Here is a 19779-nt window from a genome sequence, read left to right on the forward strand (position 1 = left end):
GCGCGCTGGCGGCCGGGTTGGTGCCGCTCGACGAGGGCTCGGACTTGGGCGGTTCGCTGCGCAATCCGGCGCACCGCGGCCGCGGTGGAGCGGGCCGCCGAGGCCGTCGACGACGCTCGGCAGCAGTAGCCGCACGGTCCGCTCCCGGGCGGTGTCACCACCGGGCCCGTCACACCCGGGTGGGTGATCACCGTGCGTGGCCCCGATGGGGGGCCCCCGGCCTCCCCGCTTCCCCGCCTCGGCGCCTTCCCGGCTCTCCCTGACTCCCCGCGCCGACGGACGTGAGAGGCCCGGAACCGCCCTCCCGCTGCCGGGCAGCAACACACCGTGCCCACTGGTCGCGGGCACGGCCCCCGTGGCCGGCTCCGGCCGGGCCCACCCCGCACCGTCAGGCCGTGCGCGGCACGCGGCGCAGCGCAGAGCCTGTTCACCATTGCAAACGATCATGGTCGGTGGCTCGCGACGGCGACCCCGTCGGCGCTAAGGTCGAATGCATGTTCGATCCGGTGGTGGATGAGGCGGACCTGACAGACCTGGTGCTCGCCCGTCCGCACTGGGCCGAGCGGGAGCCCCCCGAGATCGACCCGGAGATGGAGGACGAGGAGGCGCCCCACGTCCTCCACCCGCCAGCACCCGGCACCCCGGTGATCGATCCCGACTCCCCGCCCGGCGCCCGCCTCGCCCTCGACATCGAGTACGCCACCGCCCTCGCGAACCAGCTCACCGACACCCAACTGCTCGAGGTCGTCGCGGCCACCGCACGCCATCGCAACTGGCTCGCCGCGCTCGAACACCGCGTGATCGCTCTCTACGCCGACCGCCATCCCCGGTCCGGCGAGGCCGTCCGCCCCGGTGCCGCCGCCGCGACTCCGGTGCAGCAGTGGCTGCCCGACGAGCTCGGCCTCGTCCTGGCCGTCAGCCGCGAACGGGCCCGCGGGATCATCGCCGACGCCCAGCGCCTCGCGCACGTCCTGCCCGCGACGCTCGACGCCCTGCAGTCCGGGCGGCTCGACCGGTGCAAGGTCGACACCGTGCTGCGTGCCACCGACGTCCTCGACGACGAGCAGGCTCGCCAGGTCGAGGCCATCGTGCTCGCGAATGCCGCCGGGGCCACCCGCCGTCAGATCTACGACCGCCTCCGCCGCGCCGTGGCCACGGTCGATCCGGACGGAGCGCGCCGCCGCCACCTGCGCAGCCTGGACGACCGCAGGATCGGGCTCTCCCACGGAGATGACGGCATGGCCACCCTCTGGCTCACCGGTTCCGCCCCCGACGCCCAGGCGTCCTGGAGATCACTCGACCGCCTCGCCCGCTCGCTCGGCGCCGAGGACCCGCGCACCCTTGAGCAACGCCGCGTCGACCTGGCTCATCAGCTCCTGCAAGGCACCCTTTCCGTCACCGACCTCGGCCAGGTGCACACGGCCGTGGAGAGCCTCCTCGCCGCCACCCCGGTGCCCGTGGCCCCGGCCGCGGTCCCGGTGACCAGGCCGCCGGCGGCCACCGCCCGACCCGGCACCGAGCAACCCGGTCCGGGCACCACCGGGCCACCCGGCCCGACCAACACCGACCCCACCGGCCACCACAGCGCGTCCCGGTGCGGTGCCCGCGAACCCGCCGACCAGCCCGCCGGTCCGGCCCGGGTCCCGCATCACGTGCTCGCCGAAGCGGTCGCCCGAGCGCTGGCCCAGAAGCCCGACCCGAGCGATGCGCTCGGCCGCAAACCACTCGTCCAGGTCGTGGTCTCCCTCGACACCCTCATCGGCACCAGCGAGCGCCCCGCCGAACTCACGGGGCACGGCCCCATCCCCGCCACCACCGCCCGCGCACTCGCTGCCGGTGGGGTCTGGCAGCAACTCATCACCCACCCCGCGACCGGCCGGATCCGGAACGTGGGGCGCACCATGTACTCACCGCCCGCTGCCATGGCCGACCACGTCCGAGCCCGCGACGGGCGCTGCCGTGGCCCGGCCTGTGATCACCCCGTGCGGGACCTCGACCACCACATCCCCTGGGCACGAGGCGGTCAGACCAGCGAGGACAACCTGCACGGTTACTGTCGCGGCTGCCACACCCTGAAGGATCGACCTGGCTGGCAGGTTCTGGCCCACCCCGACGGCACCATCGAATGGATCAGCCCTCACGGCTGGACCAGCACGTCGCATCCCCGCGACTACCGAGACCTCACCGGCGACGCGCCTCCGGATGCATCCCCAAGGCCGGGCACCGTCTCGTCACCGGCGCCGGCCGCCGTGGCATCCGCGCGACGCGACCGGTGCGTCCCGCCCCGCCCGGTGAGGACCCTCGCCGGCTCGGACACCACCTCGTACGACTCGGACGATGCGGGCGACGACCCGGCACCCTTCTGACCGCACCCGACAGGTCGGGTCTCGGTCTCGGGACCACCGGGCCGCGGGCACGAGCCCCCGGTCGCGGAGGCGTCGGCCCCGAGTCGATGGCACACTGGACTCCGTACGTCGTACTGAAATAGTACCGAGGCGTACCGCCCCATCATCGAACCGGCACCGACCTGTGGAGATGCCATGACCGGCACGCCCGACCCCCGTTCCCAGATCCGTGCGCCGCACGAGCTGAAGGGGATGAATGATCAGCTCCTGGCCCGGCGCGAGGCCGGAGAGCTGCCGTTCGAACTGCCGGTGCTCACCGTGCCGGGCCGGCGCAGCGGCCGCCCCCGGGCCATCCCGCTCACGGTCCACGAGCGGGACGGTGCCCGGTTCGTCGTCGGCGGCTTCCCGGCCGCCGACTGGATCGCGAACGTCCGCGCCGCGGCCGGGCAGGCGATACTGAGCAGTGGCGTACCAGCGACCACCGAGACCGTCCTCCTGACCGAGCTCCCGGTCGAGGAGGCACGCCCGGTGCTCGCAGCGTGGCCGGAGGTGACCCCGGAGGGGGTCGAGATCATGGTGGAGAGCGGCATCGCGGCTGCACCGACGTCCGAGGCGCTGGCAGCCCTCGCCGGCATCTGCCCCGTGTTCCGGATCGATCCGGGCTGAGTCGCGGGCTGTGCCGCCGGCCCTCCCGCGCTCGGCGGTGCCGGTGCGGTCCGCCGCACGACCAGATCGTTCGCTCGAACAACGATCGTGTTCCGGGTCACCGTTGCGCGCGGGGCGGGCTCGGCACGGTCCCGCATACGCTCGGCCCGTGATCACACGGTGACGGCATTCCGGCGCCCGCGGAACACTTCCTGGTGGCGATGGCTCCTGCTCGCCGTCCTCACCGTGCTCGGCACCGCCGGCCTGGCCGCCCTCGGTGTGCCCTCCCCCGCACTGTTCGCCGGGCTGTTGGTCGCCACCGTGCTGGCCCTGTGCGGGCTCGGTCCGAGCCGGGTCGGGCGCCCGCTCAGCGTCGGTGCGCAGGCCGTGATCGGCGTCGTCATCGGGTTGCTCGCCCAGCCCGACACGCTGGCCGCGATCGCGTCGAACTGGCTCCCCGTCCTGCTCATCAGCCTGGGGACGCTACTGGTGAGCATGGCCGCCGGCCTGCTCATGGGCCTGCAGTCCGGCGTCACACCACTCACCGGGATGCTCGCGCAGACCGCGGGCGGCGCGTCCGGGCTCGTCGCGATCAGCCGCGAGCTAGGTGGCGACGAACGGATGGTCGCGGTCATCCAGTACCTGCGTGTCGGCCTGGTGACGGCGATGATGCCGGTGGTCGCCGTCGTGCTCTACGGCGCGCAGCACGACGCGCCCGGCGCCGTGCCGGATCCCGCCGCACCCGCTGCGTCGTGGGCCGGGTTCGCGGTGCTGGCCGTGTGCGCAGCCGCCGGTATCCCGCTCGCCCGGCTCGCCCGTGTACCGGCCGGGGCACTGCTCGGTCCGATGGTGATCGCGCTGGCGATCACCCTCAGCGGATTCTCGTTCGGCGCCTCGGTCCCGCTGCCCGTCGTCGACCTCGCCTACGCGCTCATCGGCTGGCAGGCCGGTCTGCGGTTCACCCGCCGGGCCCTCGCCACCGTCGCACGGGTGCTCCCGCTCGCCACCGTGCTCATCCTGGCCGTCGTCGCGCTGTGCGCGGGGCTCGGCCTGGTCCTGTCGTACTTCACCGGCATGACCCCGCTGGAGGGCTACCTCGCGACGACCCCCGGCGGGGTGTACGCGGTACTGGCCACCGCGATCTCGTCCGGGGTCGACGTGACGTCGGTGGTCGCCGTCCAGGTGCTGCGCGTGGTGCTGATGCTGCTCGTCGCGCCGTGGATCGCCCGGCTCACCGGTCAGTGGCTCGGTTCGGGCGGTCGTGGCGGTGACCAGGCGGAGCCGGAGCACCCACCGGGGTGACGACGCGCGGTCGGGCCCGGGCGGAGCGCCCCCGCGCCGGAGCGCCCGGTCAGCGCACCCGTTCGATCCGGCCCGGCGGCGGCTCCGGCACCGCCCCCGGATGCAGCACCGAGGCGATCGCCTCGACCCCGTCCACCAACCGCGGCCCGGCCCGCACCACATAGGACGCCGAGTCCAGGGCGTACACCGGGATCTGCGCCGGGAGCCGGTCCAGCACCGCGCGGGCCTGCGCGAGTGCTCCCTGCTCGCCGGTCAGCCCGAAACCGCACGGTGCGACCAGCACGACGTCGAACGGGCCGGGCAACGTGTCCCACCCGGCCGCGACGCTGCGGCCACCCGGAACCGCGCCGACCGCGGACCCGCCCGCCGCCGTCACCAGGTCCGGGACCCAGTGCCCGGGCAGGAACGGTGGCTCCGTCCACTCCAGCACCAGCACCCGGGGCCGCGGCCGTCCGCACACCGCGGCAGCGACGCCGTCCAGCCGCCCGGTGAGCTCTCCGACGAGAGCGACCGCCGCCTCCGGGACCTGCGCCGCCGTACCGACCGCGGTGATCACGTCCAGGACGTCGGGCAGCCGGTGCGGGTCGAGCGACAGCACCTGCGCGTCCGTCCCGATCGACTCCTGCGCCTGCGCCACCGTGGATCCCGGCAGCGCACACACCGCGCACAGATCCTGGGTGAGGATCAGGTCGGGATCGGCGGCGGCCAGCGCCGCCCGGTCCAGGTCGTAGAGCGGCAGCCCGGCCGCCGCCCGCTCCCGGACCACCGCATCGATCTCCGCCGGCGTCCCGGCCGCGGGCAGAGCCGTGTCGACCACCACCGCAACCCGGTCCCGAACCCCCGCCGGATGGTCGCACTCGAAGGTCACCCCGACCAGCCGGTCGGCCAGCCCCAGCCGCCCGGCGATCTCGGTACCGGCCGGCAACAGTGAGGCGATCCGCACGTACGGCAGCGTAGGTGCTGCCGACACCCCTGCCCATGCGGCAGGGTGAACGACGACCGATCTCCGGAAGGACAGGACTCCATGACCGTGCACGAGCGCGCCGGAACCCCGGCCCGCCCCGAGGACCTGGTGGACGTGCCCGCGCTGCTCGCGGCGTACCGGGACGTCCACCCGGACCCGAAGGTCGACGTCCAGCGGGTCGCGTTCGGCACCTCCGGGCACCGGGGGTCGGCGTTCACGGCCACCTTCAACGACGACCACATCGCCGCCACCAGCCAAGCGATCGTCGAGTACCGCGCCGCTCAGGGCATCGACGGACCGCTGTTCCTGGGGCGCGACTCACACGCACTGTCCGAACCGGCCTGGCGCACCGCGGCCGAGGTGTTCACCGCGAACGACGTGACGCTGGTGGTCGACTCCCGGGGAGGCCTCACCCCCACCCCGGCGATCTCGCACGCGATCCTGGTCGCGAACACGGGAGAAGGCGGGCGGGCAGGTAGCGCCGGATCGGGTCGGCTCGCCAACGGTGCCGGATCGGGTCGGCTCGCCGACAGTGCCGGATCGGGTCGGCTCGCCGACGGTGTCGTCGTCACCCCGTCGCACAACCCGCCCGCCGACGGCGGCTTCAAGTACAACCCGCCGGACGGCGGCCCGGCCGGCACCGAGGCCACCACCTGGATCGCGAACCGGGCCAACGAACTGCTCGAGGCCGGCCTCGCCGGCGTCCGGCGCTCCACGACGATCGACCCCGGCCGCTACGACTTCCTGGGCGAGTACGTCGCCCAGCTCGACCAGGTCCTCGACATGGACGCGATCCGCGACGCGGGCGTCCGGATCGGCGCGGACCCGCTCGGCGGCGCCTCGGTCGACTACTGGGGCGCCATCGCCGAGCGGTACGGGCTCGACCTGACCGTGGTCAACCCGACCGTCGACCCGGCGTTCGGGTTCATGACGCTGGACTGGGACGGCAAGATCCGGATGGACTGCTCGTCGCCCTACGCGATGGCGTCGCTGATCACACGCATGGCGCCCGGCGGTGCCGGCGCGCGGCCCGCCGACGCCCCGTTCCGCATCGCCACCGGGAACGACGCCGACGCGGACCGGCACGGCATCGTCACCGCCGACGGCGGCCTGATGAACCCCAACCACTTCCTCGCCGTCGCGATCGGCTACCTCTACGCGCACCGCCCCGGCTGGCCCGCGGCCGCCGGGGTCGGCAAGACCGCCGTCAGCTCGTCGATGATCGACCGGGTGGCCGCCGACCTGGGCAGGCCGCTGGTCGAGGTGCCGGTCGGGTTCAAGTGGTTCGTGCCCGGCCTGCGATCCGGGGAGATCGGGTTCGGCGGCGAGGAGAGCGCCGGCGCGTCGTTCCTGCGCCGGGACGGCTCGCCGTGGACCACCGACAAGGACGGCCTGCTGCTCGCGCTGCTCGCCGCCGAGATCACCGCGACCACCGGGCGCACACCCAGCGAGCACTACCGTGAGCTCACCGCGCGCTTCGGCGAGCCGGCCTACGCCCGGACCGACGTGGCCTGTACCCGCGAGCAGAAGGCGGCGCTGGGCAGGCTCGACGCCGACGCGGTCACCGCCACCGAACTGGCCGGTGACCCGATCACCGCGAAGCTCACCCGGGCCCCGGGCAACGACGCGCCGATCGGCGGGCTCAAGGTCGTCACCGGGTCCGGCTGGTTCGCCGCCCGCCCGTCGGGCACCGAGGACGTCTACAAGGTCTACGCCGAGAGCTTCCGCGGCCCCGACCACCTGGCGGCGATCCAGGCGCAGGCGCGCGACGTGGTGTCCGCCGCACTGGCGGGCTGAGGAAGGATCACCGACGTGAGCAGCACGCACGAACACGGTTTCGGTGTCGACATCGGCGGTTCCGGCGTCAAGGGGGCGCCGGTCGACCTGGCGACCGGGAAGCTCGTCGGCGAGCGGGTCCGGATCCCGACCCCGCAGCCTTCCACCCCGGAGGCGGTCGCCGGGGCGGTCGCCGAGATCCTCGACAGCTTCGGCTGGACGGGTTCGTTCGGCTGCACCTTTCCCGCGGTCGTCCAGCACGGGATCACCCGGACCGCCGCCAACGTCGACGCCTCCTGGGTCGACTGCGACGCCGCGTCGGTGCTGCGCACCGTGACCGGCCGGGACGCCACGGTGGTCAACGACGCCGATGCGGCCGGGGTCGCGGAGGTCGAGTTCGGCGCCGCCGGGGCCGCCTCCGGCGTCGTCCTGCTCGCGACGCTCGGTACCGGGATCGGGACGGCGTTGATCTCGCACGGCCACCTCGTGCCGAACACCGAGCTCGGCCACGTCGAGCTGGACGGGCACGACGCGGAGACCCGAGCCGCCGATTCGGCCCGCGAGCGCGAGGGCCTGAGCTGGAAGGAGTGGGGCGGGCGGCTCACCCGGTACTTCCGCCACGTCGAGAACCTGCTCTGGCCGGACCTGATCGTCGTGGGCGGCGGGGTCAGCAAGAAGTTCGACAAGTGGTCGCCCCACGTGTCGACGCGGACCCCGATGGTCCCGGCGAAGCTGCGCAACGAGGCCGGGATCATCGGGGCGGCGCTGCTCGCCCGCGGCTGAGCGGAGGGGATCTCCCCCCGGTCGCCGGCCGGGTTCAGGCCAGATCGGCGACGGTGGCGGCCGCACCCCGGGTGTAGAGCGACTCCAGCGCGCCGCGGAACGCACCGGCGAACCGCTCGTCCTCGGCGAGGTCGCCGAACACCGGGGTGTAGCGCAGGAACGTGAGCGGCTCGGTCCGCTCGCGCTGCGCGAGCACGGTCAGCTCCGCGGCGAGCCGGTCCTGCTGCTCGATCGGGGTGCCCTGCTCGTCGGTCCCCTCGGCGTAGCGGCACCATCCGGCGACGACGGCGGCCGCCCGGTCCACCGGCCCGCCCGCGGCGAGCTGCTCGCGCACCACCGGCAGCAGGAAGATCGAGATCCGGTCCGAGCTGCCGTAGTTGATACGGAGCAGGGTGTCGGCCACGCCGGCGTTGGCGAACCGCTCGATCAGCGTGTCCTTGTACCCGTCGAGGTCGATCCCGGGCACCGGGCGCAGGGTCGGAGTGGCCTCGTCGTCCATGTAGCCGCGCAGGAACGCCGCGAACACCGGGTCCTGCGCGACCTCGTGCACGTAGCGGTACCCGGCGAGGTAGCCGAGGTAGCCCAGCGCCTGGTGGGTGGCGTTGAGCAGGCGCAGCTTCATGAACTCGTAGGGCACCACGTCGTCGACGACCTGCACGCCGACCCGCTCGAAGTCGGGGCGGCCCGCGGCGAAGTCGTCCTCCAGCACCCACTGGGTGAACGGTTCGCAGACCACCGGCCAGCCGTCGCGCAGGCCGAACCGCTCGGCGAGCGCTTCGCGGTCGGAGTCGGCCGTCGCCGGGGTGATCCGGTCGACCATCGAGTTCGGGAAGGTGACCTGGTCGGCGACCCAGGCCCCCAGCGCGGGGTCACGCAGCTGGGCGACCCCGGTGAACACCCGGCGGGCGGCGTCGCCGTTGCCCTGCATGTTGTCGCAGCTCATGATCGTCAGGGGCCCGGTGCCGCGCTCCCGGCGCCGGGCGAGCGCCTCCACGACCAGGCCGAACGCGCTGGCCGGATCGCCCACGCCGGGGAACTCGGGATCGAAACCGCCGGTCTTCTGGTCGATCGCGTAGCCGCCCTCGGTGATCGTCAGGGAGACGATCCTGGTGTCGGCGTGCGCGATCCGCTCGATCACCGCCTCCGGGTCGTCGGGGGCGAACAGGTAGTCGAGAAGCGAACCGACGACGCGTGGGGCGAGCGAGCCGTCGGGTTCCTTGCGCACCAGCGTGTACAGCCCGTTCTGGGCGCGCAGCACGTCGCGCATGCGGGAGTCGCCGGGCAGCACGCCGACGCCGCAGATCCCCCAGTCCCGGGCCTCCCCGGCGATCAGCAGCGAGTCGACGTACATCGCCAGGTGCGCGCGGTGGAAACCGCCGACGCCGATGTGCACGATGCCGGTCCGGATGCCGGTCCGGTCGTAACCGGGGACGTCCACCCCCGGCACTCCTTCGTTCCAGATCGCGGCCTCGTCCAGCGAGCGCATGGCCCTCTCCCCCGGGTCGACTCCGTACCGACGGGCGACCCTACCCGGGACCGGGCGCCCGGCCGTCCCGTCCACCGCACCGACCTGAACGACGCACCGGATACCAGTGCCGTACCTGCACGGAACAGCGCCGACGGCACGACAACGTTGCGATTAGCGCAAGTCGGGCATTACGGTGCCCCGTCATGACCTCCCGTCCCGCGACCACAGGAGACGCCGCCGTCGCCTCCCGGGTGCGCGATCTGCTCGAGCGGGAGGGCTGGACCCAGCGGCGCTTCGCCGCCGCGATCGGGCTGGAGGAGACCAAGCTGTCCAAGGCGCTGGCCGGCCGCCGCCGGTTCGCCGCCGCCGAACTCGTCGCGATAGCCGACGTCACCGGGGAGACCGTCAACCGCCTGCTGCACGGCCGCGACGATGCCCGGACGCACACCGCCGTACCCGGCGGCGCCGCGGTCACACCCACCGCCGCCACGACGGCCGGACCGGCCACCCACCGCGCCCGCCGGACCCGCCGCCGGATCCTGGACGCGGCCTGGCAGCTGATCGCCGACCACGGCTATCACCGGGTCCGCACCGCGGACGTCGCCCGCGCCTGCGGCACCAGTCCCGCCGCGATCCACTACCACTTCCCCACCCGCTCCCAGCTCCTGGACGAGGCACTGCGGCACAACGTGAAGCTGGCGTTCGACCGGCAGGTCGCGGAGCTGGGTGAGATCGCCGACCCGCACCGGCGGCTACTGCGGCTGATCGACCTGCAGCTGCCCCACGGTGAGCTGTTGCGCCGCGAATGGTCGATCTGGATCCAGGTGTGGGCGGAGTCCGCGATCGACCCGGCACGGCGCGAGCTCTACTGGGACTCCTACGACCGCTGGTACCGCAGCGTGCTCATGACCTTGCAGGACGGGGCGTCGGCCGGCGTGTTCGTCACCGGGCGGGCCGAACTGCTGGCCCACCAGCTCACCGCGCTGATCGACGGTCTCGGGATCCAGGTCATGGCGGGCACCCCCGGGACCGGGCCCGCCGAGATGCGCGCGGTGCTCCACGACTTCATCGACCGGGCCGTGCTCGCGGTGCCGGGAGACCCGTCGACCGAGAACGACCGGATGGAGAACGGATGAACCGTGACGTCATCATCACCTGCGCGGTGACCGGGGCCGGAGACACGGTGGGCCGCAGCCCGCACGTCCCGGTCACCCCGGCCGCGATCGCCGCCGACGCGATCGCCGCCGCCCGCGCGGGCGCCGCCGTCGTGCACATCCACGTGCGCGACCCCGAGACCGGTGACCCGTCCCGCGCGGTCGCCCTCTACCGCGAGACCGTCACCCGGATCCGGGACTCCGGTGTCGACGTCGTCCTGAACCTGACCGCAGGAATGGGCGGCGACCTGGTGATCGACGCCGAGGACCCGTTGAGACCGGTCGAGGGCACCGACCTGGTCAACGCTCTGGAACGGCTCCCGCACGTCGAGGAGCTGCTCCCGGACATCTGCACGCTCGACTGCGGATCCCTGAACTTCGGCGAGGGCAACCAGCTCTACGTGTCCACGCCGGACATGTTGCGCACCGGTGCCAAGCGGATCCAGGAGCTCGGTGTGAAGCCCGAGTTGGAGATCTTCGACACCGGTCAGCTGTGGTTCGCCTCCACGATGGTCACCGAGGGGCTGATCGACGCCCCGCCGCTGTTCCAGTTGTGCATGGGCATCCCCTACGGCGCCCCAGCCGACCCGGGCGTGCTGGCCGCGATGGTCGCCCTGCTGCCACCCGGCTCGAACTTCGCGTCGTTCGCGATCGGCCGCGACCAGCTGCCCTGGGTGGCGCAGTCGATGCTGCAGGGCGGACACGTCCGGGTCGGGCTGGAGGACAACCTCTACCTGGCCCGTGGTGTGCAGGCCACCAACGAGCAGCTCACCGAACGGGCCGTCGAGATCGTGCAGAACCTCGGTGGACGGGTCGCGACCCCGGGCCGGGCGCGCGAGATCCTGGGGCTGACGGAGCGGGCCGGTGTCTGAGCCCCCGGTGCGCGAGCACGAACCCGAGACCCCCGTCTCCGGGATCCGCACCGTCGCCTGCATCGGCGCCGGGGTGATCGGCGGCGGTTGGGCGGCGTACTTCCTGGCCCGCGGCCTGCGGGTGCGCGCATGGGACCCGGCACCGGACGCTCAGGCCCGGTTGCGGCGCACGATCGACGCAGCCTGGCCCGCGCTGACCGAGCTGGGCCTGGCCGACGGCGCCGACCCGCGCGCGCTGGAACTGTTCCCGACCGCGGCCGAGGCGGTCGCGGGCGCCGACTTCGTGCAGGAGAGCGCCCCGGAGGACCTCGCCCTGAAGCGGACCCTGCTGGCCGAGCTGGCCGACGCCGCCGGGCCCGGTGTCGTCGTCGCCTCGTCGACCTCGGGGTTCCCGATGTCCGACATGGCGACCGAGGCCGTCGATCCGGGGTGCCTGGTCGTCGGGCACCCGTTCAACCCGCCGTACCTGATCCCGCTGGTCGAAGTGGTGGGCGGGACCGCGACACAGCCCTGGGCGACCACCCGGGCGGCCCGGTTCTACCGGCACATCGGCAAGTCGGTCATCGAGATGGACCGGGAGCTTCCCGGCTTCATCGCCAACCGGCTGCAGGAGGCGATCTGGCGCGAGGCGCTGCACATGGTGGCCGCGGGCGAGGCCACCCCGGAGGAGATCGACCGCTCGATCACCGACGGGCCGGGTCTGCGCTGGCCGGTGCACGGCCCCTGTCTGACCTTCCACCTGGCCGGCGGCGAGGGCGGCATGGCGCACATGCTCGACCACTTCGGACCTTCGCTGAAGGCTCCGTGGACGCGGCTCGACGCCCCCGAGCTGACCACCGCGCTGCGTGACGACATGGTCGCCGGGGCACAGGTCAGCGCCGGGGGACGGCCGATGGCCGAGCTGGTGGCGGAGCGGGACCGGGCGGTCATCGCCGTCCGTCGTGCGGTCGAGGCGGCCCGGGCCGCCGGAACCGGCGGGGGCACCGGTGGCTGACCCGCTGCAGCCCGGGGGGCCACTGGTGCACACCGACACGGCGCGTCCGGAGTGGATCGACTACAACGGGCACCTCTCCGAGCCGTACTACGTGCTGGTGTTCGGCGACGCGACGACCGCGCTGATGGACCGGGCCGGGATGGACGCCGGTTACCGGGCGGCCACCGGCTGCTCGTTGTACACGGTGGAGGCGCACGTCCGGTACCTGGCCGAGGTCGGACCGGGTGCCCCGCTGACCGTGCACACCCGGGTGCTCGGCCGGGACGCCAAGCGGTTGTGGCTCTGGCACGAACTGCGCGTCGCCGACCGCCGCGCGGCCACCGAGGAACTGATGTGCCTGCACGTCGGGGCGGACGGGACCACGCCGTTCCCGCCCGACGTCGCCGACGGGCTCGACGCGCTCGCCGCGCTCGACGGGGGCCGGCCCGCCCCCGAACAGGCCGGACGGGCGATCCGTCCGGTCGGCGGGCGGGCCGCGGAGAACGGGACGGTGGTGCGCCGGCCCCCGACCTGAGCCCGCGACCGCGGCCCCGGGGCGGGACCCCGGGGCCTTCCCGGAGGAGAAGTCATGATCAGCACGACAGCGGGGAACAGCACGCCGGCGGCGTCGATCTCCCGGCGCCGCCTGCTCGCCGGCGCGGCCGGCCTGGGGGCGGTGGTGCTGCTCGCCGGCTGCGGCGGCACCGCCGCCGCCCGCGACGCCGGGCCTCCCCGCCGCGGCGGGGTCCTACGGGTGGGGGTGACCGGCGGTGGCGCGTCGGACACCCTCGACCCGCACAGCCCGGCCACCAACCCCGACATCGCCCGCACGCTGAGCCTCTACGAACCCCTGCTGCACTGGGACGACGCGTACACCCTGCAACCCGCCGTCGCCGAGATGGTCCGACCCGAACCGGGGGCCCGCGCATGGACCGCGACGATCCGCGCCGGCATCACCTTCCACGACGGCCGCCCGGTCACCCCGGACGACGTCGTCGCCACCTTCCGCCGGATCACCGACCCGGACGACCCGAAGTCCGGGGCCTCCCAGTTCGGGATCCTGGACGACGTCGTCGTGGCCGGTGACCGGCAGGTCCGGTTCGAGCTCACCGAGCCGTCGCCGGTGTTCGACCAGTACCTGGCCGAGTACTCGTGCGGGATCGTGCCCGCCGACTTCGATCTCGCCCGCCCGGTCGGGACCGGGGCGTTCCGGGCCGAGTCGTTCACCCCCGGCCAGCAGAGTGCCTTCGGTCGGCACGAGGGTTACTGGCGTCCGGACCAACCGTGGGTCGACCGGTTGGAACTGATCAACTTCTCGGAGGACGACGCGCGGATCAACGCGCTGCTCTCCGGCCAGGTCGACGCGATCGACCAGGTGCCGCTGTCGCTGACCGAGGTCGTCGGGTCCTACTCCCAGATCCGGCTGCTCACCTCGCAGACCGGGGCGTGGCTGCCGATCACGATGCGGGTCGACGTCGAGCCCTTCGACGACGTCCGGGTGCGGCAGGCGCTGCGGTTGATCGCAGGGCGCGGGGAGATGGTGAACCAGGTGCTGTCCGGCCTGGGCGCCCCCGCGGTCGACCTGTACGCGCGGTTCGACCCGGACTACCTGGACCCGCAGCGGGAACAGGAGCTGGAGCGGGCACGCGAACTGCTCTCGGCTGCCGGGCGGCCGAACCTGTCGCTGGAGCTGGTGACCTCGCCGATCCAGGCGGGCACCGTCGAGGCCGCCCAGGTGTACACGACACAGGCCCGCGCGGCGGGCGTCGAGATCGGGCTGCGCCGGGTCGACACCTCCACCTTCTTCTCCGACCAGTACCTGCAGTGGGAGTTCGCCCAGAGCTTCTGGAACACCCGCAACTACCTCCCCCAGGCGTCCCAGTCCTCGATGCCCGACGCCCCGTTCAACGAGACCCACTGGGACGACGCCGAGTACCAGGCCGTCGTCCGCCGGGCCCGCTCCGAGGTCGACGGCGGGATCCGGGCACAGCTCGTCCGGCAGGCCCAGCAGATCGAGTTCGACCGCGGCGGTTACCTCATCTGGGGTTTCCCGGACCGGGTGGACGCGCACCAGACCTACGTCGGCGGCCTCGTCCCGAACCGGACCGGGTTGTCGCTGTCGGGTTACGAGTTCCGGAAGGCGTGGGTGGCCGCATGAGCCTGCTGACGACGATGATCATGAAACGCCTGCTGGTGAGCGTGCTGGTGCTGCTCGTCGTGTCATTGCTGATCTTCGCCGCGACGCTGCTGCTGCCCGGTGACCCGGCGCGGGCGATCCTCGGCCAGCAGGCCACCCCGGAGCGGGTGGCGGCGCTGACCGAGCAGCTCGGCCTGGACCGGCCCGCCTGGGAGCGCTACCTGTCCTGGCTCGGCGGTGTCCTCACCGGCGACCTCGGCTTCTCCGCCGCCACCCAGGGCCCGGTGTCCGAACTGCTCGGCGGCCGGATCGCCGCGTCGGCGCTGCTGCTGGTGCTCACCGCACTGATCAGCACGCCGGTGGCGCTGGCGCTGGGCACCTGGGCGGCGACCCGCCGCGGGACCCGGACCGACTCGGCGCTGTCCGGTGCCAGCCTGGTGCTGGCCGCGCTGCCCGAGTTCGTCATCGGTGTCCTGCTGGTGATCCTGTTCGCCACATCGGTCCTGCAGATCCTGCCGTCGGTGACGATCGCGCGGCCCGGCGAGCCGGTGTGGGCGCGACCCGAGCAGCTGGTGCTGCCGGTCCTCACGCTCGCGCTGGTGGTCATCCCGTACGTCGTGCGGATGACCAGGGCCACGCTGTCCGAGGCGCTGGACGCCGGGTTCGTCGAGATGGCCCGGCTCAAGGGCCTGCCCGAGCGCACCGTGCTCGTCCGGCACGCCGTCCCGCACACGATCGGGCCGGTCGCCCAGGTCCTCGCGTTGCAGCTCGCCTGGCTGGCCGGCGGTGTCGTCGTCGTCGAGTTCCTGTTCCGCTACCCCGGTGTCGGTCAGGCGCTGATCGACGCCGTCGCCAACCGGGACGTCCAGGTGGTGCAGGCGATCACGCTCATCATCGCCGCGTTCTACGTGCTGGTGAACCTGGCCGCGGACGTGGCCGGGATCCTGGCCGATCCACGGATCCGGCACGCATCTGGAGGTGGCGCATGAGTGCCCCCGCTGTCCCTGCAGGACTGCTGCGGCGCACGTTCCGCCGTCGCCAGGCCCGGATCGGGGCGGTGCTGACCCTCGTCGTCGTGGCGGTCGCGCTGCTCGGCCCGGTGCTCGGACCGCTCTTGACCGGTTACGGCGTGGACGACTTCGCCGGGCGCCCGTTCCGGCCCGACGGGGTCGCCGGCACCGACGATCTCGGGCGCGACGTGCTGACCCGGTTCCTCGCCGGCGGTGGCCCGGTACTGCTCTACGCGCTGGCCGCGACCGCGATCGGCATCGTCGGCGGCGCGATCGCCGGGATGCTCGCCGGGTACTCGGCCGGTGACCGGACCAGCAGGCTCGACTCGCTGATCATGCGAGGTGGCGACGTGCTGCTGTCGTTCCCGCAGCTGGTGCTGGCGTTGCTGGCGGTGGCGGTGCTCGGTTCGTCGGGCTGGCTGCTGGTGCTGGTCATCGGGATCACGCACATCCCCCGGGTGGCCCGCGTCGCCCGGCAGGCGACGCTGTCCGTGGCCGGACAGGACTACGTGCTGGCCGCCCGGATGTACGGCGTGCCGCGGCGGCGGATCCTCGCCACCGAGGTGCTGCCGAACATCACCGGTCCGTTGATGGTCGAGCTGGGTCTGCGCCTGACCTACTCGATCGGCTACGTGGCCTCGCTGTCGTTCCTCGGGCTCGGGGTGCAGCCACCGGCAGCGGACTGGGGGCTGCAGATCAACGAGAACCGGATCGCGCTGATCGTCACACCGTGGGGGGTGCTGCTGCCGGTGCTCGCGATCGCGGTGCTGACCGTCGGCACGAACATGATCACCGACGCGCTGGCGAAGGAGTCGGCCGACACGACCGGGGAGGCTCCGGCATGAGCAGCACGAACGAGGCCGGCACGGGATGCACGATCGAGTGCAGCGGGCTGCGGGTGGCGACCACCGGCGGCCGGGAGGTGCTGCACGGTGTCGACTACGCCGTCGCACCCGGTGAGATCCTCGCCCTGGTCGGCGAGTCCGGTTCGGGCAAGACGACCGCCGCGCTCGCCGCGCTCGGGCACTTCCGGGCCGGGCTCGCCCACACCGGTGGGAGCATCCGCTTCGACGGGCACACGGAATCCCACGAGGACCTCCTCACCCTGCCGGCGGCGACGCTGCGCGGCGTCCGCGGCCGGTTGGTGAGCTACGTGCCGCAGGACCCGGCGCTCTCGCTGAACCCGCTGCTGCGGATCGGCACCCAGGTCTCGGAGGTGCTGGTGGCGCACGGTTACGACGGTGACGTCGACGAGCGGGTGCGGGAGGTGCTGACCGACGTCGGCCTGGACTGCGACGAGTCGTTCCTGCACCGCTACCCGCACCAGCTCTCCGGCGGGCAGCAGCAGCGGGTCGGGATCGCGGCCGCGTTCGCGAACCGGCCGGACGTCGTCGTGCTCGACGAACCGACCACCGGGCTCGACGTGACCACCCAGGACCTGGTGCTCGACACCGTCCGCGATCTGGTGACCCGGTCCCGGACGGCGGCGCTCTACATCACCCACGACCTGGCCGTCGTCGCCGGGCTGGCGGACCGGGTGGCCGTGATGCAGGCCGGCGAGGTGGTCGAGGCGGGGACGGTGCGCCAGGTGCTCACCACACCCGAGCACCCGTACACGCGGAGCCTGATCGCGGCGGTGCCCGATCTCGACCGGATCGTCGAGCGGGACACCGTCGCGTCGGGCGCGGATGCCGGTACCCCGCTGCTGCAGGTGTCCGGGGCCGGGAAGAGCTACGGGCGCGCGACCGTGCTCGACGGCATCGACCTGGAGCTGTGGCCCGGTGAGTGCCTGATGCTGCTCGGCGAGTCCGGCTCCGGCAAGACGACCCTGGCCCGTGGCCTGGCCGGGTTGCTCGATCTCGACACCGGGTCGCTGGCGCTGCGCGGCGAGCCGTTGACCACCCCGCGCAGCTACGTCCAGCTGCGCAGCGTGCAGTACGTGTTCCAGAGCCCGTTCGCGTCACTGAACCCGCGGCGGACGGTCGCCGGCTCGCTGGAGGTGCCGCTGCGCCACCTCACCGATCTCGACGCCCCGGCGCGGCGGGCCCGGGTAGTGGACATGCTCGGTCAGGTGCGCCTGGACGAGACGTTCGCGGGTCGCTACCCGGGCGGGCTGTCCGGTGGGGAACGGCAGCGGGCGGCCATCGCCCGGGCCCTGGTCACCGCGCCGGACGTGCTGGTGTGCGACGAGGTCACCTCGGCGCTCGACGTGTCGGTGCAGGCGGCGATCGTGGACCTGCTCGCGACAGTGCGCCGCGAGCTCGGCACGGCCATGCTGTTCGTGACGCACAACATCGCACTGGCCCGCGAGGTGGCGGACCGGATCGCGGTGCTGCAGGGCGGGCGGATCGTGGAGCAGGGCACCGTCGAGGAGGTGCTGGCGAACCCGCAGCACGCCTACACCCGGCAGTTGCTGGAGCACACGCCGTCGATGGCTGCGGTGCGGTGAAAGGGCCGGTACCGGCTGCTGGCCGGTGCCGGCTGCCTGCCGATGTCGGCTGCTGGCCGGGTGCCGGCTGCCTGCCGGTGTCGGCTGCCTCCCGCTACCGGCTACTGGCCGGGTGCCGGCTGCCTGCCGGTGTCGGCTGCCTGCCGATGTCGGCTGCTGGCCGGGTGCCGGCTGCCTGCCGGTGTCGGCCGGGCGGAACCACTCACCAGGTGAGCGGTTCCGGCCGACCGCCCGGCCTCGCCGGGCCCGGCCCGACCCGGCCCGGGAGACAACGGCACGGAGCGGACGGCCGGCGCTCCGCTCAGATGAAGCTCAGCACGTCCTCGGCGGCCAGGCGCGGCAGGCGCGGGTACCAGGGGTCCGCCCCGGGGTGGCCGATGTTCACCACGAGCAGGGCGCGCAGCCGGCCTCCGGGGAAGAACTCCTCGGTGACGGCGTCGGCGTCGAATCCGGCCATCGGGCCGCTGGCGAGGCCGTGCGCGCGGACGGCGAGCAACAGGTAGCCGATCTGCAGGCCGGCGTTGAACCGTGCCATGCCCTCGCGTCCGTCACGGCCCTGCGCCTCGAAGTTGTCCCGCATGTCGGGATTGATCGGGAAGGTGAAGGGTGTGTGCTCGTGGAAGTCCAGGTCCGCGGCCAGGATCGCGGTCACCGGGGCCTGTTCGGACTTGGCCCGGTTGCCCTCTGCGAGCAGCGGGATCAGCCGCTTCTTCGCCTCGGCGGTGCGCACGAACGTCACCCGCAGCGGCTGGGTGTTGGCGGCGGTCGGGGGCCACTGGGCGAGATCCCAGATCGAGCGCAGCGTCTCGTCGGACACCGGCTCGTCGGAGAAGGTGTTCGAGGTACGGGCCTCGGTGAACAGCACGGCCCGGCCGGCGTCGTCGAGCACGGGCAGGCGAAGGGGGAGCTGGGTCTCGGTCGTCACAAGCGATAAAACGCTCAACCAACAGCCCGGATTCCGGCCGCGCAGGTGAAGTGGATCACCCGGTGGCGGTGATCCCCCAGTGCAGCACCTGTGCCTCACCCGGGACCAGCTCGATCAGGTCGGTGCCCGAGTTCAACGCGTCGGGCGGGCAGGTCATCGGCTCCACCGCGACCGCCCTCGACGCGACGACGGCACCGTCCGGGCCCTGCCGCGGGAAGTCCCCCGGGGTGAAGACCTGCACCCAGCCGAACACCGGGTCCGCCCACAGCTCGGTCCCGCCGCCGTCCGGAGCGACCACCCGGTGCCGGACCAGCCCGTCACCCTCACCGGGCACGCAGCCGCCGAACGCATGGTCCAGCTCGAGCCCGGCCAGCGGGGTCCCGGCGAACGGGCGCTGCAGCGGTTCCGGCGGTCCGTCCGGCAGCTGGTCGCGCAGCGGCAGGCAGGTCCGGGCGGCCAGGGTCAGCTCCAACTCGTCGGCCGGGACGTCACCGACCCGCAGGTAGGGATGGAACCCCAGGCCGAACGGCACCGGCGCGGTGCCCACGTTCTCCACCTCGGTCTCGACGCCCAGCCCACCGGGACCGACGGTGTAGGTGAGCCGGAGCCGCACCGGCTGCGGCCATCCCGGTTGCACCGGCGCGACGGCGGTCAGCACCAGCCGGTCCGCCGCGCGGTCGGCGAGCGTCCACAGGACGTGCCGCAGCAGTCCGTGGATGGCGTTGCCCGCGCCGGGCTCGGTCAGCGCGAGCTGCTGCTGTGCCCCGCGCAGGCTCCAGCGACCGCCCCGCACCCGGTTCGGCCACGGCGCGAGCACCGCGCCCGAGCCCTTCGCCGGGCGGGCCGTCGGCGGGTGCGGTTCGACCCGGACCCGGCCGCCCTGGACGAACCCGGCCAGCCCGCCACCGACCTCGTCGACCTCGGCCCGGCAGTCCCCGGAGACGATCACGAACCGCTCACCGCACGCGTCCATGCC

17 protein-coding genes are annotated in these 19779 nt (G+C 73.4%); 13 read left to right on the plus strand and 4 right to left on the minus strand.

Annotated features, from left to right (window positions below; all coding sequences use genetic code 11):
- The first annotated feature begins 494 nt into the window (after nucleotides 1-494).
- From AB0J24_RS01985 to AB0J24_RS01995, 3 genes are all read left to right on the plus strand, one after another.
- Nucleotides 495-2366, plus strand: a complete 1872-nt coding sequence (locus AB0J24_RS01985) for a DUF222 domain-containing protein (RefSeq protein ID WP_358673933.1) — start codon at nucleotides 495-497, stop codon at nucleotides 2364-2366.
- Between the two features lie 174 nt (nucleotides 2367-2540).
- Nucleotides 2541-3011, plus strand: a complete 471-nt coding sequence (locus tag AB0J24_RS01990) for a nitroreductase/quinone reductase family protein (protein ID WP_358673936.1) — start codon at nucleotides 2541-2543, stop codon at nucleotides 3009-3011.
- 159 nt (nucleotides 3012-3170) lie between these two features.
- On the plus strand, nucleotides 3171-4292 hold the full coding sequence (locus AB0J24_RS01995; RefSeq protein WP_358673939.1) for an AbrB family transcriptional regulator: 1122 nt from the start codon (nucleotides 3171-3173) through the stop codon (nucleotides 4290-4292).
- A gap of 49 nt (nucleotides 4293-4341) precedes the next feature.
- Here the strand turns inward: AB0J24_RS01995 and AB0J24_RS02000 are convergent, their stop codons facing one another.
- A complete protein-coding gene (locus AB0J24_RS02000) occupies nucleotides 4342-5235 on the minus strand; it encodes an ABC transporter substrate-binding protein (protein ID WP_358673942.1) in 894 nt (297 codons plus the stop codon).
- Between the two features lie 81 nt (nucleotides 5236-5316).
- Here AB0J24_RS02000 and AB0J24_RS02005 point away from each other — a divergent pair, with 81 nt between their 5' ends.
- Both AB0J24_RS02005 and ppgK read left to right on the plus strand, forming a co-directional pair.
- Nucleotides 5317-7053, plus strand: coding sequence for a phosphoglucomutase (locus tag AB0J24_RS02005; RefSeq protein WP_358673945.1), 1737 nt, complete (start codon nucleotides 5317-5319; stop codon nucleotides 7051-7053).
- A 15-nt stretch (nucleotides 7054-7068) separates the two neighbouring features.
- Complete coding sequence (ppgK, locus tag AB0J24_RS02010) at nucleotides 7069-7815, plus strand: polyphosphate--glucose phosphotransferase (RefSeq protein WP_358673948.1); 747 nt, start codon at nucleotides 7069-7071, stop codon at nucleotides 7813-7815.
- A 34-nt stretch (nucleotides 7816-7849) separates the two neighbouring features.
- On the opposite strand, the gene AB0J24_RS02015 is transcribed toward ppgK, so the two are convergent.
- Complete coding sequence (locus tag AB0J24_RS02015; RefSeq protein ID WP_358673951.1) at nucleotides 7850-9301, minus strand: mannitol dehydrogenase family protein; 1452 nt, start codon at nucleotides 9299-9301, stop codon at nucleotides 7850-7852.
- Between the two features lie 185 nt (nucleotides 9302-9486).
- Here AB0J24_RS02015 and AB0J24_RS02020 point away from each other — a divergent pair, with 185 nt between their 5' ends.
- From AB0J24_RS02020 to AB0J24_RS02055, 8 genes are read left to right on the plus strand one after another with little or no spacing between them, the layout of a single operon-like run.
- Nucleotides 9487-10419 carry a TetR/AcrR family transcriptional regulator gene (locus AB0J24_RS02020; protein WP_358673954.1) on the plus strand — a complete coding sequence of 311 codons (933 nt, stop codon included), beginning with the start codon at nucleotides 9487-9489 and terminating at the stop codon, nucleotides 10417-10419.
- The gene (locus AB0J24_RS02025; RefSeq protein ID WP_358673956.1) at nucleotides 10416-11309 is read left to right on the plus strand and encodes a 3-keto-5-aminohexanoate cleavage protein; all 894 of its coding nucleotides are present in this window, start codon (nucleotides 10416-10418) and stop codon (nucleotides 11307-11309) included. The genes AB0J24_RS02020 and AB0J24_RS02025 overlap by 4 nt, the downstream gene beginning before the upstream one ends.
- A complete protein-coding gene (locus tag AB0J24_RS02030; RefSeq protein WP_358673959.1) occupies nucleotides 11302-12303 on the plus strand; it encodes a 3-hydroxyacyl-CoA dehydrogenase NAD-binding domain-containing protein in 1002 nt (333 codons plus the stop codon). The genes AB0J24_RS02025 and AB0J24_RS02030 overlap by 8 nt, the downstream gene beginning before the upstream one ends.
- Nucleotides 12296-12817: a thioesterase family protein gene (locus tag AB0J24_RS02035; protein WP_358673962.1), complete on the plus strand. Its 522-nt coding sequence runs from the start codon at nucleotides 12296-12298 to the stop codon at nucleotides 12815-12817. Before AB0J24_RS02030 ends, AB0J24_RS02035 begins: the two co-directional genes overlap by 8 nt.
- Nucleotides 12818-12871: 54 nt before the next feature.
- Nucleotides 12872-14440, plus strand: coding sequence for an ABC transporter substrate-binding protein (locus AB0J24_RS02040; RefSeq protein WP_358673965.1), 1569 nt, complete (start codon nucleotides 12872-12874; stop codon nucleotides 14438-14440).
- A gap of 5 nt (nucleotides 14441-14445) precedes the next feature.
- Nucleotides 14446-15408, plus strand: a complete 963-nt coding sequence (locus AB0J24_RS02045; protein ID WP_358674376.1) for an ABC transporter permease — start codon at nucleotides 14446-14448, stop codon at nucleotides 15406-15408.
- Nucleotides 15405-16274 (plus strand): ABC transporter permease, encoded by an 870-nt coding sequence (locus AB0J24_RS02050; RefSeq protein WP_358673968.1) that lies wholly within the window; start codon nucleotides 15405-15407, stop codon nucleotides 16272-16274. The genes AB0J24_RS02045 and AB0J24_RS02050 overlap by 4 nt, the downstream gene beginning before the upstream one ends.
- Nucleotides 16271-17878: an ABC transporter ATP-binding protein gene (locus AB0J24_RS02055; protein ID WP_358673971.1), complete on the plus strand. Its 1608-nt coding sequence runs from the start codon at nucleotides 16271-16273 to the stop codon at nucleotides 17876-17878. Before AB0J24_RS02050 ends, AB0J24_RS02055 begins: the two co-directional genes overlap by 4 nt.
- A gap of 301 nt (nucleotides 17879-18179) precedes the next feature.
- Here the strand turns inward: AB0J24_RS02055 and AB0J24_RS02060 are convergent, their stop codons facing one another.
- Both AB0J24_RS02060 and AB0J24_RS02065 read right to left on the minus strand, forming a co-directional pair.
- Nucleotides 18180-18803, minus strand: a complete 624-nt coding sequence (locus tag AB0J24_RS02060) for a malonic semialdehyde reductase (RefSeq protein WP_358673974.1) — start codon at nucleotides 18801-18803, stop codon at nucleotides 18180-18182.
- A gap of 55 nt (nucleotides 18804-18858) precedes the next feature.
- Nucleotides 18859-19776, minus strand: a complete 918-nt coding sequence (locus AB0J24_RS02065; RefSeq protein ID WP_358673977.1) for an aldose epimerase — start codon at nucleotides 19774-19776, stop codon at nucleotides 18859-18861.
- Nucleotides 19777-19779: the final 3 nt, after the last annotated feature.

The organism is Pseudonocardia sp. NPDC049635, assembly GCF_040659795.1.
Classification (GTDB): domain Bacteria; phylum Actinomycetota; class Actinomycetes; order Mycobacteriales; family Pseudonocardiaceae; genus Pseudonocardia.